The organism is Cytobacillus sp. BC1816 (assembly GCF_051353635.1).
Taxonomy (GTDB): Bacteria; Bacillota; Bacilli; order Bacillales; family Cytobacillaceae; genus Cytobacillus; species Cytobacillus oceanisediminis_C.
The window spans coordinates 4,140,485-4,155,450 of the sequence record NZ_CP195611.1 but is presented as its reverse complement, the minus strand read 5'-3'; the positions used below and the strand labels follow the sequence as shown (position 1 = coordinate 4,155,450).

The following is a 14,966-nucleotide window of genomic DNA, read 5'->3' as shown; positions in this document are numbered from 1 at the left end:
AGAGAAAGGCATTGTATGAATTCGTAAGAGGCAAGCTGGATTTTATCGGACCGGAATATGTGGTTATTGAAAACAATGGTATTGGCTATCAGATTTTAACGCCCAATCCATTTAGCTATACCCCGGAGTTCGGGCAGGAGGTCAGGATATACACGTATCATTATGTACGGGAAGATATTATGGCATTGTACGGTTTTCAGACTCGGGAGGAGAAGACCCTGTTTACCAAGCTGCTGAATGTTACCGGAATTGGGCCGAAGGGAGCTCTTGCAATTCTTGCTTCAGGTGAACCGGAACAGGTGGTGCAGGCGATTGAAAATGAAGATGAAGCATTCCTCGTTAAGTTTCCTGGAGTCGGAAAGAAAACAGCGAGGCAGATGATTCTTGATCTGAAAGGGAAGCTGCCGGATATTGTACCTGACTTTTTCCCTAATCTGTTTTCAGGGGATAAACTTCAGGTTGAAAGCGGGCCTTCAGGAGACCTGGAAGAAGCTTTGCTTGCATTAAAAGCGCTGGGCTATTCAGATAAGGAACTGAAAAAGATTACACCGGAACTGAAGAAGGAAAAGCTTACAACGGACCAATACATAAAGAAGGCCCTGCAAAAGCTTTTAAAACTGTAATGTATTGTAACCGGTCCGATTCATTTAAGCTGATATTAAGTAGGTGATTATGTATGGAAGAGCGGATAATATCCGGTGAAGCTGATCTTCAGGATCTTTCATTTGAACAGAGTCTGCGCCCGCAGACACTAAAGCAGTATATTGGACAGGATAAAGTAAAGGAGAACCTCGAGATCTTTATCAAAGCTGCCAGAATACGCGAGGAGACCTTAGATCATGTCCTTCTATATGGACCGCCTGGATTGGGGAAAACCACACTGGCTGCCATTATAGCCAATGAAATGGGAGTAAATATCAGAACCACTGCAGGCCCTGCCATTGAACGGCCTGGTGATTTGGCTGCGATCCTGACTGCATTGGAACCTGGTGACGTCCTGTTTATTGATGAAATTCATCGCTTGCCGCGTTCTATCGAAGAGGTTCTATATCCGGCAATGGAGGACTTCTGTCTGGATATTGTCATCGGAAAAGGGCCAAGTGCCAGATCAGTCAGACTGGACTTACCGCCCTTTACACTAGTTGGCGCGACCACAAGGGCTGGGTCGTTATCGGCCCCGTTAAGGGATCGTTTTGGAGTGCTTAGCAGGCTTGAATACTATTCAGAAGAGCAGCTGACTGATATTGTTGTCCGTACAGCTGAGGTTCTTGACACTGGTATAGATCCAAAAGCCGCCATTGAGGTGGCCAGAAGGTCAAGGGGCACGCCTAGAATTGCAAACAGGCTCCTCCGGAGAGTCCGGGATTTTGCTCAGGTCAAAGCAGATGGCCAGATTGGTGAAACGCTGGCCAAGGAAGCTTTGGAGCTTTTGCAGGTTGACCGTTTAGGCCTTGACCATATTGACCATAAATTATTAAGAGGGATTATAGAAAAATTCCGCGGCGGACCTGTTGGCCTTGAAACAATTGCGGCGACCATTGGGGAAGAAGCACACACGATTGAAGATGTTTATGAACCATATTTATTGCAGATTGGGTTTCTTCAGCGGACGCCAAGAGGAAGAATTGTAACTGGCCTGGTGTACCGCCATTTTCAGATGGAGGTGCCTGCTGATTGAGCGGCATATCAAAGTGGCTGATGGTCATTGGTGCCATAATTTTTGCGATCGGATTTATAAGCCAGTTTATTAATATTGGCAAGCTGCCGGGGGATATAGTGATCAAGAAAGGCAATACGACATTTTATTTTCCAGTCGTTACATCGATTTTGATCAGTGTTATTCTTTCTGCCATCTTTTATTTTATTGGAAGGCTTCGGTAGTCTATATGAATAACAGAGGGTGACATCATGAAAGTAGATTGGTTTGATTTTCATTTGCCTGAGGAATTAATTGCACAAACGCCTTTAGCTGATCGGACAAGCAGCAGGCTAATGGTCCTTGATAAAAAAACCGGAAATCTTCAGCATAGTGTATTTAAAGATATTAAAAATTATCTCAAATCTGGAGATTGTCTTGTGCTGAACGACACAAAGGTCCTTCCTGCCAGGCTGTTTGGAGAGAAAACAGGCACGGGTGCGAAAATAGAGGTGCTTCTTCTTAAACAGCTTGAAGGGGATTCCTGGGAAACGCTGGTCAAGCCAGCCAAGAGAGTGAAAGAAGGAACTGAGATAACGTTTGGGAACGGCAATTTGACTGCTGTTTGTACTGGAACTTCAGATCATGGGGGCAGGGTACTGAAGTTTAAGTATGACGGGATTTTCTATGAGGTGCTGGAGCAATTGGGAGAAATGCCATTGCCTCCTTATATTAAGGAGCAGCTTGATGATCGTGACCGTTATCAGACTGTGTTTGCCCGTGAACGCGGTTCTGCTGCAGCCCCTACAGCAGGCCTTCATTTTACAGAGGAGCTCCTTGAAGAGATTAAGGAAATGGGTGTGCATATTGCTTTTATTACTCTGCATGTTGGTCTGGGAACTTTCAGGCCTGTTAGTGTGGAGGATTTGAATGAGCATGAAATGCACTCTGAATTTTACCAGGTAACAGAAGGGACTGCACGGCTGTTGAATGAAGTCCGTGAGCATGGAGGAAGAATTATCAGTGTGGGGACTACATCCACGAGGACTTTAGAAACCATTGCTTCCTTGCACAATGGCCGTTTTGAAGAATCAAGGGGCTGGACAGATATTTTCATTTATCCCGGCTATGAATTTAAAGCAATTGATGGCATGATTACGAATTTTCATCTGCCTAAATCGACATTAATTATGCTTGTAAGTGCACTGGCAGGCCGTGAGAACGTACTGAATGCCTATAATCAGGCCGTGGAGGAGCGCTATCGGTTCTTCAGCTTTGGAGATGCTATGCTCATTTTGTAGCATTATTTTCGCCTTGCCAGGCAGTAATAATTGCTCCTGAGCTTTTAAAATGGAAGGAGAACTGCAACTTGACTGCAATTCGTTATGAATTAATTAAAACATGTAAGCAAACCGGTGCCCGTCTGGGACGGGTCCATACGCCGCATGGATCTTTTGAAACTCCTGTGTTCATGCCCGTGGGAACACTAGCTACAGTAAAAACCATGTCCCCTGAAGAATTAGTGGAAATGGGAGCGGGCATTATTCTGAGCAATACTTACCACCTGTGGCTTCGACCGGGTCAGGAAATTGTAGAAGAAGCAGGCGGCCTGCATAAGTTTATGAATTGGGACCGGGCCATTCTGACAGATTCCGGCGGGTTTCAGGTGTTCAGTCTTAGTGAATTCCGTAAGATTGAAGAAGAAGGCGTTCATTTCAGGAACCACCTGAATGGCGACAAGCTGTTTTTATCACCTGAAAAAGCAATGGATATTCAAAATTCCCTTGGTTCAGATATTATGATGGCATTTGATGAATGCCCTCCTTATCCAGCCTCCTTCGAATATATGAAAAAGTCAGTAGAGCGGACTTCACGCTGGGCTGAGCGCTGCTTACAAGCACATAAACGACCGAATGATCAGGGACTCTTCGGAATTATACAGGGTGGAGAATATGAGGAGCTGCGTAAACAAAGCGCGAGAGACTTAACCTCTCTTGATTTCCCGGGGTATGCTGTTGGCGGTTTATCTGTGGGCGAGCCTAAAGATGTAATGAACCGTGTGCTAGAGTTCACAACACCGCTTTTGCCGTCTGATAAACCAAGGTACCTTATGGGAGTAGGATCTCCCGATTCCCTGATTGATGGTTCAATCAGAGGGATTGATATGTTTGACTGCGTTCTTCCTACAAGGATTGCCAGAAACGGAACATTGATGACAAGTAATGGCCGACTGGTTGTTAAAAATGCAAAATTTGCAAGAGATTTTGGCCCAATTGATGAGAATTGCGATTGCTATACTTGCCGCAATTACAGCCGTGCTTACATCAGGCATTTGATCCGCTGTGATGAAACCTTTGGAATCAGGCTTACAACTTACCATAATCTCTATTTTCTGCTAAAATTAATGGAGCAGGTAAGACAGGCGATTAGAGATGATCGTTTGGGTGACTTTAGAGAAGAGTTTTTCGAAAGGTATGGATTCAATAAGCCTAACGCGAAGAACTTTTAATATTAAAAGAGAGTTCATTTAAGGAGCAGCCTTAAAGCGGGACAATCTTTGAAAGGGGGGAAAACTATGGAGCTTTTAGGAACATTAGGACCATTATTGCTGATGTTTGTTTTATTCTATTTCCTGTTAATTCGTCCGCAGCAGAAACGCCAAAAGGCAGTTCAGCAAATGCAGGGTGATTTGAAAAAGGGAGATAAGGTTGTTACAATCGGCGGCCTTCATGGATTCGTTGATGCCATCGACGAAGACAAAGTGGTTATTAAATGTGGTGACGGAAGCCGTCTTACATACGATCGTGCAGCGATTCGCGAAGTAACGCAGGCAACTGGAGATGTATTAGCAAAATCTTAATATCAAAAAAAGAAGGTCCTGAATTTCCGGACCTTCTTTTTTTATAGTAGGAAATACTTTGAACCTCGATAATTGTCTAGCTCCACACGGAACGCTTCGACAGCATATTCATCGGACGACTAAAAGTGTTAGCTTTTAGGAGGAACTTACCCCCTCGAGGTGTCGGGGGTGCGCAAGGCGCCTCCGCTTTTCTTTTAAGCTGTTCTTTTGGTGTTGAGATTTACTCCCAATATACCGCCCATCATTGCAGTCAGCGTGAAACATGTGTGGTATATCATTTGCTCCATATCAAATAGACTGTCATGTCCTAAATATTGAAATAGAAAAATAACGATTGAGTAAATAAGGCCTGTCAAGCCTCCAAGCAGCCAGCCTTTTTGCTTCCCTTTACCTCCGGAAATGAACCCGCCCGCAAAAAGAGAAACAAACGAAAAAGCAGTAATAATATACTGCAGGGAAGACTCCTGCAGCGAGGTAAACCGCAGAAGCAGTGAAAAAATGAGACTGCTCGCTACAGCAATGGCAAAAATGGCGATAATTCCATAAAGTACGGCGCTTCCGAAGTTCTTTGACTCTTCTATATTGACCCTCTCCCTTCTGAATCAGTAAATAGGAACAGCTTTTACCCCAGAGGCTATTCAGCTTAATCCTTAGTACAAGCATATTCACACAATGAAAAAATAGAATCTAAAATGTTCAAAGAAAAAGCCTGATAAAATCATAAAAGTTTCAATATGCGGAAGGATATAAAGGATTGCATCAAAAGGAGTGCTGTAGAAGTGGAAGAATATCTAATCATTGTAGGAAGAACATTATTTCTCTATGCAGTCATTCTTCTCATTTTTAGACTAATGGGCAAAAGAGAAATTGGTGAATTAAGCATCCTGGATTTAGTCGTCTATATCATGATTGCTGAACTTGCAGTAGTAGCGATTGAAACCCCGGATTCAGAAATCTTGAAAAACGTGCTGCCAATGCTCCTTTTGATGGTTGTGCAGATTGTGCTGGCCATATTTTCCCTGAAGAGCAAAACGTTCAGGGATGTCGTTGATGGGAAACCGACCATTATTATTAATAAAGGAAAAATTGATGAAAATGCCATGAGGAAACAGCGGTATAACTTTGATGACCTGCTTCTGCAGTTAAGAGAAAAAGATATTGCCAAAATCTCAGATGTGGAATTTGCCATCCTTGAATCTTCCGGTACTTTGTCAGTGTTTGAAAAAAAGGACAGCAAAGAGGGGGGAATTACGATCCCTTTAATCATAGATGGGACAATTCAGAAAACCAATCTGGAAACGATAAATAAAAGTGACTTTTGGCTGCGTCAGGAGCTTAGAAAAGAAGGGTATAAAGAGTTATCCAGTATATCATTCTGCAGCTATGAAAATGGCCAATTTTATGTAGATCTGATCGACAAAAGGAAATAAATTGAGGGCCAGCTCAAGATATGAAAGATTGAGCTGGCCCTTCTGATATCGGAAATTATCTAAATGCAAACCTTGATAACAGTCTGCCAACCCATGGAATCCGAATCAGATCACCCTTTTTAATCAGCTTGAATAATAATAAGAAAATGATGTATGCAGAAGCGATGGCAGAAGAAATCACAATTACCCTCACTGCTGTATTCAAGTCAGGAGAAAGTAAATCTTTGAGCATCCAGAAGCCAATGCCTCCTGACAAAAACATGGCAATAAACGTCTTTAAATAGTCCCTAATGAAAAAAGTAAACGAAATAGCTTTCAGTACGGTAGCAAAGTGAAGCATGGTCACCAGGACTGTGCCGGTCAGAATTCCCATCGCCACACCATTGATGCCAAATGCAGGCTGGCTGGCAAGAAGAAAGATGACTGCCGTTTTAACGGCAGCGCCAATCAGACTGTTGATCATTGCGGCACGGGCCAGATTTAATGCCTGTAAAGTTGCCTGAAGAGGTCCCTGATAATAATAAAACAGAAAAAATGGTGCCATCAATTTAATAAAATGAGAACCGCTTGGGGAGCCGTACATTACTTCCATCAATTGATCGGAAAGGACATAAAGAACCACCACTGCCAGGCCGCCAGTAATAAATGCAAACCGAAGTGCCTGCTGAAGCCGGTATTCGATCAGGCGCATATTATTTTGGGAATTTGCTTCGCTGATAGCCGGGACAAGAGATGTTGACAAAGAATAAGTTATAAACGATGGAAGCATCAGAAGAGGCATGGCAAAGCCGGTAAGAGCACCATATTGCTTCGTAGCCGCAGCGGCCGCCACCCCTGCAAGTGCCAGACTCTGTGCTACCACAATCGGTTCAAAAAACCAGGCAACTGAACCGATCATTCTGCTGCCTGTTGTTGGAAGGGCAACGGTCATCAATTCGTTAAATGTACTTTTTCCGGAAGACACAAATTTAAAAAATTGTTTCCTGACTCTGAATTTCTTTTTAAGCTTAAATGTAGTCAATAAATAAAGCAATGATGCAAGCTCCCCTATGACAGCTGCAAGCATGGCTCCTGCTGCCGCATACTCAATTCCGTATGGCAGAAATGCCTTAGTCATCAAAGCGATCAGGCTGATTCGGACTACCTGTTCAATCATCTGGGAATAGGCTGCAGGCTTCATGTTCTGTCTGCCCTGGAAATAACCCCGAATGACAGAAGAAACTGCAATAATTGGCACGATAGGGGCGATTGCCATCAAGGGCAGCTGTGTGCGGTTATCGGTAAAGAGTGTATCTGATAATAATGGAGCAAGCAAAATTAAAGCAGGAGTGAAAACAATTGAAAGTGAGATAGTCGTCGCTAAGGAAACAACTAATATTTTCTTGATTTTTGCTGTATCTCCCTTTGCCTCCGCCTCGGCCACATTCTTAGATATAGCAACCGGCAGCCCAAGCTGTGTGATGGTGACGACAAGAATCATGGTGGGAAAAGCCATCATATAAAGGCCAACGCCTTCTTCTCCAATAAATCGGGCGATGACAATTCTGTTTATAAAGCCCAGGACCCTGGTCACCAGGCCTGCAGCTAGCAGGATCATGGTACCTTTCAGAAATTTGGACATTCAACTCCCTGCCTTCTCAAAATGGGTATTATCATATACAATTATCTATATGCAAGATAGAGGACAAAGCATGACAAGCTATCATAATTTCCATGTGAATAATGGCGGGGAGGCGGCTGAAAGTGAAAATCGGCCATGAATATGATTATTTTCGCACTACGGTAAAGCCTGCATTGGAAAGCAAACTGGATGAATTTCGGCTGCTGGGATATAGAAAAGTGACTGAACAGGAGCTATGGGGATTCCTCACAAAGAAAAAGTGGAAAAAGATAAAAGAAAATGTCAGGCTATTTGAAATTGTGGAAGAAATAATGGAGGTAAAAGTGAGCGAATACATTCACTATGCTACCATTGAGGCTTTTAAAGAGGCTGACTTTGCTTTTGATAATGAAGAAGAAAGAAGGGAATTGTTAAAGTAGTTTATTTTCCAATTTTCACAAAAAAATAACATGGTATATGACAAATTGACAGGTTTTACAATCTGTCTCATAATGAAAAGCGGAGTAAACGCTCTTTTTCTTGTCATTGTTCATACATAGAATGAAGTTTATAAGAATGAATGGTAAAAGCGGGCTAGGGTTTAAACGAAAAGTCTTATTACGGGAGGCTGTATTGTACAGATATGCAGCTTCCCGACGCAAGCCTGTATGGTTAATTATGCTTCGCAGATGCTGAAGTGGTGTTTGTTATTTCAATAAGCGGGCGATAAGCTAAGGAGGATTTATTCATAATGGTAAAGCGCAGCCGTATCGTTGCCTTTTTCCTGATTGTTGTATTATTGGGAAGCCTGGCAGGGGCAACGACAAACAACATCTTAAAAAATATTAAGCTTGGACTTGATTTGCAGGGAGGATTCGAGGTCCTCTATGAGGTAACGCCAAAAGATGGGCAGAAGGTTGATAAAGCAGTCCTTGCAAGTACTGCCGAAGCACTGGACAGGCGGATCAATGTTCTTGGAGTCAGTGAGCCGAATATCCAGATTGAGGGAGATAAGAGGATCCGTGTTCAGCTTGCTGGAGTAACAGATCAGAATAAGGCAAGGGAAATTTTGTCCACAGAAGCTAATCTATCATTTAGAGATGTGAATGATCAATTGATGATGGATGGTTCAGACCTTGCTGAAAATGGGGCAAAGCAGACATTCGATGAAAACGGAAAGCCAAGTGTTTCATTGAAGCTGAAGAGTGCCAGCAAATTTAAAGATGTAACTCAAAAAATTGTCAATATGGGAGCGCCAAATAACCTGCTTGTCATTTGGCTTGATTTTGAAGAAGGCCAGGATTCGTTCCAGGCTGAGTCAGCAAAGGAAGAGCCAAAATACTTATCTGCTCCACAGGTAAGCCAGATCTTTAATCAGGATACCGTGTCCATTGTTGGGAACTTTACGATTGAAGAAGCACAGACACTGTCGGATTTATTAAATGCCGGCTCCCTGCCTGTACAGCTCGATGAAGTTTATTCCACTTCTGTAGGTGCGAAATTCGGTGAGCAGGCAATGGAAACAACTATTCTTGCCGGTATAATCGGTATTGCAATTATTTTTATCTTCATGATTGCTGTATATCGTTTCCCTGGATTTATTGCTACTCTCACATTATCTTTTTATATTTATCTGATTTTACTTGTATTTGACTGGATGAATGGCGTACTGACGCTGCCTGGTATCGCTGCTCTGATTCTGGGAGTTGGTATGGCAGTTGATGCGAATATCATTACCTATGAGAGAATCCGGGAAGAAATGAAAGTGGGCAGAACAATCAAATCAGCTTTTCAGGCTGGCGGGAAAAACTCTCTTTCGACAATATTTGATGCAAATATCACAACTATTTTAGCTGCTGCAGTATTATTCATGTATGGGACAAGTTCTGTAAAAGGATTTGCTACCATGCTTATTATAAGCATCCTGGCAAGCTTTATTACTGCTGTATACGGCACGAGGCTGCTTCTTGGGCTTTGGGTCCATAGTAAAGCACTGAATAAAAAACCAGGCTTGTTCGGGGTTAAGAAAAGTGAGATCAAAAATATTGCAGAAAATTACGATACCCTGGATTTGCCTACCAAATTCGATAAATTTGATTTTGTAGGGAACCGCAAGAAATTTTTCATCCTATCTGCTGTTTTAATTGCAGTAGGAATCATTGTTGTTTCTATATTCCGCTTAAATCTAGGAATCGATTTTGTCAGCGGTACTCGCATCGAGCAGCAGGCTAGTGAGACTTTAACAAAAGAAAAATTCCAAGCTGAATTATCAGCTCTTGGAATTGAGACAGATGATATTGTCATTTCAGGTGATGCGAAAGATATTGGTGTTGCTAGGTTTAAAGATGTTTTGACAAAAGATGAAATAGCAGAAGTTAAAACTCATTTTCATGAAAAATTCGGTCAAGATCCGAATGTCAGCACAGTTTCACCGACTGTAGGAAAAGAGCTTGCCAAAAATGCACTAAAAGCTCTTGCGATAGCCTCTGTGGGTATTATCATCTATGTAACCATTCGCTTTGAGATCAAGATGGCCATTCCAGCAGTTCTCGCGCTGCTTCATGATGCTTTCTTTATCATTGCTGTATTTAGCTTCACCCGTCTTGAAGTGGACATTACCTTCATTGCGGCAGTTCTGACAGTAGTCGGTTATTCGATCAATGATACCATCGTAACGTTCGACCGGATTCGTGAGAATATGCAGAAAAAGAAAAAACTCAAGTCATTTGAAGATATTGCTGATATTGTAAACAAGAGTCTTCGCCAAACGCTTGGCCGTTCTGTGAATACTGTTTTAACAGTTATATTCACTGTCGTCGCGCTATTGGTGTTTGGAAGTGAGTCAATCAGAAACTTTTCGTTTGCACTTCTGATCGGTTTAATCGCTGGTACCTATTCATCGATCTTCCTTGCTGCGCAGCTTTGGGCAGTATGGAAAGGCAAAGAACTGAAGGAAAAAGGTGTTATTCATACCGTTAAAGAAAAACGCAAAATCAGTGACGAACCTCAAGTTTAATAAGTACAAAAAAACTCAGGCGAACGCCTGAGTTTTTTTATTAATCTGGAAAACCGGATGCCGTCTATTTGACAAAAAAGGTTAATGATTCCGGGAAATAGGATAAACTAAAAACAAGTACAGGGAGGAAGGAAGTATCGCTTTGGAAAATAACGATCGTTTTAAGAAGGCTGAATTTGCAGCTATGATTGGCATCGTGGGCAATATTATTCTTGCTGCCATCAAATGGGGAATAGGAGTTTATTCAGGGAGTAAAGCGCTGGTGGCGGATGCAGTTCATTCAGCTTCAGATGTAGCCGGATCCTTTGCTGTATATTTGGGGCTGAGAGCTGCGAAACAGCCGCCGGATGAGGACCACCCATATGGTCATGGAAAAGCTGAATTGATTGCAGCCATAATTGTTGCGGTCTTGCTGTTCCTTGTGGGAATTGAAATTGGTAAATCATCATTTGAATCATTTTTTTCGCCAATTGAACCTCCAAAAGCAATTGCGATAGCAGCCGTGCTGGTTTCTATCATTGTGAAAGAAGCAATGTTTCGTTATAAGTATAATTTGGGAAAGAGACTTAACAGTGATGCTTTAATTGTAAATGCCTATGAACACCGTTCAGATGTTTATTCTTCAATTGCAGCCTTGATTGGAATAGGGTGTGCGGTCATTGGAGGTATAATGGGGATTGAATGGCTTGAGTATGCAGACCCTGTAGCAGGCCTCATTGTTTCCCTTATGGTTATTAGAATGGCATGGCAGCTTGGAAAAGAATCGATTCATAGCACCCTTGATCATGTTCTTCATGAGGAAGATACCCTTGAGATGCGCAAAACTGCTGAATCCGTAGATCAGGTTAAAAGGATTGATGAACTGCACGCCAGGGAACACGGGCATTATGTTATTGTTGATATTAAAGTTTCAGTGGATCCGAATATGACTGTTGAGGATGGTCACCGGGTCGGCAAAGAGGTGAAACGCAAACTGCTTGAATTGGAAAATGTGCAAAATGTATTTGTGCACATTAATCCTTATAGTGAAGAACGTATAAATTAGAGAGTATAGTAGGGAGAGGATTTTATGAAGTTTCAATGGGCTTTATTATTTGGTTTTTTATTTGCACTAATAGTGGCTGTTTTTGCAGTGATCAATGTTGATGATGTAACGGTAAACTACTTGTTTGGGGAAAGCCAGTGGCCGCTGATTCTTGTGATTTTAGGATCAGTCCTTATGGGAGGACTAATTGTGGGTTCCGTGGGCCTTGTTCGAATCTACTCACTTCAAAGGAAAGTGAGAATACTAAAAAGGGAAAATGAAAAGCTGAAAGCAGGAAATGAGGTAAAGGATCATGCCGATAAAGAAGAACTTGAAAAAGAACTGGATAGGGATATACATTAAATTAAAAGAGGCTTGGGCTTTTGCTCAAGTTTTTTTCTTTTGCACTCAAAAGGCAATTAATATTCTTCTTTCCAGATCTGTATGGAATATCCCGATTTTAACTTATTGAAACCCATGTCCCCCTCTTGTATAATTAATAAGCTGAGGGGTGAACGTATGTTACATTCAAGAACGCGATGGATTGTTCGGCAAACACAGGAGGATAAGGTGCAGCAGCTTTCAAAGGAATTGAATATTGCTCCTCTGGCCGCATCGCTGTTAATTAATCGCGGGATGGATACCGTTGATTCAGCACGGTATTTTTTAATGGATAAAGACCAGGAATTTCATGATCCTTTTTTAATGACAGATATGGCATTAGCTGTATCCAGAATAAAAGCAGCAATTGAAAAACAGGAACCTATCTTAATTTTTGGTGATTATGATGCGGATGGAGTGACAAGCACTTCTGTCATGATGATGGCACTTAGAGATCTCGGTGCTGACGTCCAATTCTACATACCGAATCGATTTACTGAAGGCTATGGCCCTAATATTCCTGCTTTTGAACATGCGGCTGAAACCGGCATCCGTTTAATTATTACTGTGGATACAGGGATTTCGGCTGTAAACGAGGCAAAGGCTGCAAAAGAGCTTGGACTGGATTTGATTATTACAGATCACCATGAGCCTGGCCCAGAGCTTCCTGAAGCATTGGCAATTGTGCATCCAAAGCATCCGGACAGCACATATCCATTTCGGGAACTGGCCGGCGTTGGTGTAGCCTTTAAGCTTGCACATGCGCTAAATGGTGAAATGCCTGATCACCTTTTGGAAATAGCTGCGATTGGCACAATTGCCGATCTTGTTTCTTTAACGGGAGAGAACAGGCTAATTGCCAAGCGCGGGATTCAAAAGCTGAAATCAACTAAGAATACAGGTTTGAATGCCTTGTTTAAAGCGGCTGGAATAGAACTTCCATCCATTAGTGAAGAAACCATCGGCTTTACAATCGGACCTCGCCTCAATGCAGCCGGCAGGCTTGAAAGTGCGGATCCTGCAGTGGATTTGCTCCTGACAAATGATCCTTATGAAGCACAAGCCATTGCCGAAGAAATTGAAATGTTAAACAAAGAGAGGCAAGCTATTGTCAATGATATTGCAGCTCAAGCAATTAAAGAGGTCGAAACAAATTTTCCGATCAGTGAGAATTCAGTTATTGTTGTAGGCAAAGAAGGCTGGAATGCCGGTGTAATCGGAATAGTAGCTTCAAAGCTTGTTGAAAAGTTTTACCGCCCGGCCATTGTTCTTAGTTATGATAGTGAAAAAGGACTGGCAAAGGGATCCGGAAGAAGTATAGAAGGTTTTGATCTGTTCAAAAATCTATCTGAATGCCGGGATATCCTTCCTCACTTTGGAGGGCACCCAATGGCAGCAGGAATGACCTTGTCAATTGAATCGGTCGCTGACCTCAGAGGAAGACTGAATACTCTTGCAAATGAACAGCTGTCCGAGGAAGATTTTATTCCAGTAACCAGTATTGATGGAGTTTTCCATTTAAAAGATATAAATCTTTCTTCTATAGAAGAGATGCAGCTGCTCGCTCCATTTGGGATGGGAAATCCAAAACCGAAAGTTATGATAAAAGAGTCCAATATTGCCGCGATGAGAAAAATCGGATCTGATCAAACTCATATAAAGCTCACAATCGAGAATGATGGATCTTCCCTTGATGGAATCGGTTTCGGCCTCGGACATTTGCACGAACAAATATCACCATATTCCAAGCTGTCCGTTATTGGTGAATTATCGATTAATGAATGGAATAATATTAAAAAACCGCAAATCTTCCTGCAGGATATGGCAGTGAACTCCTGGCAGCTATTCGATATCCGGAGTTTAAAGAGGCTCGAAAGGCTTCAAAGCGTCATTCCTGAGGAAAACACAACTTGGATATTTTTTAATGAGGAACATATATCCAAGTTCAGGACATATGCAGGGGAAAATATGGTGAAAATAACATCTGAAGAGGATGCAGAAGGTTTAAACCTAGAAGGTTCAAACATCGTGATTGCTGATTTGCCTCCTTCAAAGGCAATACTTGCTCATGTATTCTCTGGAAAAAAACCTGCCAGAATTTATGCTCATTTTTATAAAGAGGACAGTGACTATTTCAGCACTATACCAACAAGAGATCATTTTAAGTGGTATTTTGCCCTGCTTGCTAAAAAAGGCTCGATTGATATCAGCCGTCATGGGAATGATATAGCGAAGCATAAGGGATGGAGCAGGGAAACGGTAGATTTTATGTCTCAAGTGTTTTTTGAATTGGATTTTGTTAAAATAAATAATGGTGTCATTTCGTTAAACAACACATCAATTAAACGTGATTTAGCTGATTCGCGAACCTATCAGCTTAAACAGGCACAATACACTCTTGAGAGCGATTTGCTCTATTCATCCTTTCAGCAGCTCAAAGACTGGTTTGATGAAGTTATGCAAGGGGCTGTAAAACTTGAGGAGGCAAAGGAAGAAAAATGGACTTAAAACAGTATATAACAATTGTTGAAGATTGGCCGAAGCCAGGCATAAAATTTAAAGATATTACAACACTTATGGACAACGGTGAAGCGTATAAATATGCGACTGACCAAATTGTTGAATACGCTCGTGAAAAGAAAATTGATCTGGTTGTTGGCCCGGAAGCCCGTGGATTCATCATCGGCTGCCCTGTTGCTTATTCATTAGGTGTAGGTTTTGCCCCTGTCCGCAAAGAAGGAAAACTTCCCCGTGAAACAGTCAAGGTTAATTATGGCCTAGAATATGGCAAAGATATTTTAACCATTCATAAAGATGCCATCAAACCTGGGCAAAGAGTTCTGATCACAGACGATCTCCTTGCGACGGGCGGAACAATCGATGCTACCATCAAGCTGGTTGAAGAACTTGGCGGAGTAGTGGCAGGCATTGCATTCCTTATCGAATTAACATACCTTGACGGCCGTAAAAAGCTTGACGATTACGATATTCTGACATTGATGCAGTATTAATTTTTCAT

The 14,966-nt window shown here is 42.0% G+C and carries 15 protein-coding genes; 13 read left to right on the top strand and 2 right to left on the bottom strand.

What is annotated here, in order from left to right:
* The first annotated feature begins 11 nt into the window (after positions 1–11).
* The 6 genes from ruvA to yajC all read left to right on the top strand — a co-directional run bounded on the left by ruvA (position 12) and on the right by yajC (position 4,496).
* Positions 12–623: a Holliday junction branch migration protein RuvA gene (gene ruvA / locus ACR42H_RS21190; RefSeq protein WP_436373108.1), complete on the top strand. Its 612-nt coding sequence runs from the start codon at positions 12–14 to the stop codon at positions 621–623.
* A 53-nt stretch (positions 624–676) separates the two neighbouring features.
* Positions 677–1,678, top strand: a complete 1,002-nt coding sequence (gene ruvB / locus ACR42H_RS21185) for a Holliday junction branch migration DNA helicase RuvB (protein WP_113882725.1) — start codon at positions 677–679, stop codon at positions 1,676–1,678.
* Positions 1,675–1,881, top strand: a complete 207-nt coding sequence (locus ACR42H_RS21180; protein WP_009333097.1) for a DUF2905 domain-containing protein — start codon at positions 1,675–1,677, stop codon at positions 1,879–1,881. Before ruvB ends, ACR42H_RS21180 begins: the two co-directional genes overlap by 4 nt.
* A 27-nt stretch (positions 1,882–1,908) precedes the next feature.
* Entirely contained in the window at positions 1,909–2,937 is a 1,029-nt protein-coding gene (gene queA / locus ACR42H_RS21175; RefSeq protein WP_436373105.1) for a tRNA preQ1(34) S-adenosylmethionine ribosyltransferase-isomerase QueA, read from the top strand.
* 68 nt (positions 2,938–3,005) lie between these two features.
* Positions 3,006–4,145 carry a tRNA guanosine(34) transglycosylase Tgt gene (tgt, locus tag ACR42H_RS21170; protein WP_113882727.1) on the top strand — a complete coding sequence of 380 codons (1,140 nt, stop codon included), beginning with the start codon at positions 3,006–3,008 and terminating at the stop codon, positions 4,143–4,145.
* 66 nt (positions 4,146–4,211) lie between these two features.
* Complete coding sequence (yajC, locus tag ACR42H_RS21165) at positions 4,212–4,496, top strand: preprotein translocase subunit YajC (protein WP_113882728.1); 285 nt, start codon at positions 4,212–4,214, stop codon at positions 4,494–4,496.
* Positions 4,497–4,690: 194 nt separating this feature from the next.
* Here yajC and ACR42H_RS21160 read toward each other — a convergent pair whose 3' ends face one another.
* Positions 4,691–4,996: a TIGR04086 family membrane protein gene (locus ACR42H_RS21160; RefSeq protein WP_436377038.1), complete on the bottom strand. Its 306-nt coding sequence runs from the start codon at positions 4,994–4,996 to the stop codon at positions 4,691–4,693.
* A 279-nt stretch (positions 4,997–5,275) separates the two neighbouring features.
* Here ACR42H_RS21160 and ACR42H_RS21155 point away from each other — a divergent pair, with 279 nt between their 5' ends.
* Entirely contained in the window at positions 5,276–5,926 is a 651-nt protein-coding gene (locus tag ACR42H_RS21155) for a DUF421 domain-containing protein (protein ID WP_436373102.1), read from the top strand.
* 55 nt (positions 5,927–5,981) lie between these two features.
* Here the strand turns inward: ACR42H_RS21155 and spoVB are convergent, their stop codons facing one another.
* Positions 5,982–7,547 carry a stage V sporulation protein B gene (gene spoVB / locus ACR42H_RS21150; RefSeq protein ID WP_113882731.1) on the bottom strand — a complete coding sequence of 522 codons (1,566 nt, stop codon included), beginning with the start codon at positions 7,545–7,547 and terminating at the stop codon, positions 5,982–5,984.
* A 122-nt stretch (positions 7,548–7,669) separates the two neighbouring features.
* Here spoVB and ACR42H_RS21145 point away from each other — a divergent pair, with 122 nt between their 5' ends.
* From ACR42H_RS21145 to ACR42H_RS21120, 6 genes are all read left to right on the top strand, one after another.
* On the top strand, positions 7,670–7,966 hold the full coding sequence (locus ACR42H_RS21145) for a post-transcriptional regulator (RefSeq protein WP_113882732.1): 297 nt from the start codon (positions 7,670–7,672) through the stop codon (positions 7,964–7,966).
* Positions 7,967–8,277: 311 nt separating this feature from the next.
* On the top strand, positions 8,278–10,542 hold the full coding sequence (gene secDF / locus ACR42H_RS21140; protein WP_436373099.1) for a protein translocase subunit SecDF: 2,265 nt from the start codon (positions 8,278–8,280) through the stop codon (positions 10,540–10,542).
* Between the two features lie 142 nt (positions 10,543–10,684).
* A complete protein-coding gene (locus ACR42H_RS21135) occupies positions 10,685–11,587 on the top strand; it encodes a cation diffusion facilitator family transporter (RefSeq protein WP_113882734.1) in 903 nt (300 codons plus the stop codon).
* 24 nt (positions 11,588–11,611) lie between these two features.
* On the top strand, positions 11,612–11,929 hold the full coding sequence (locus ACR42H_RS21130; protein WP_113882735.1) for a LapA family protein: 318 nt from the start codon (positions 11,612–11,614) through the stop codon (positions 11,927–11,929).
* A 156-nt stretch (positions 11,930–12,085) separates the two neighbouring features.
* Complete coding sequence (gene recJ / locus ACR42H_RS21125) at positions 12,086–14,455, top strand: single-stranded-DNA-specific exonuclease RecJ (protein ID WP_436373097.1); 2,370 nt, start codon at positions 12,086–12,088, stop codon at positions 14,453–14,455.
* A complete protein-coding gene (locus tag ACR42H_RS21120) occupies positions 14,446–14,958 on the top strand; it encodes an adenine phosphoribosyltransferase (RefSeq protein WP_113882737.1) in 513 nt (170 codons plus the stop codon). The genes recJ and ACR42H_RS21120 overlap by 10 nt, the downstream gene beginning before the upstream one ends.
* Positions 14,959–14,966 lie beyond the last annotated feature (8 nt).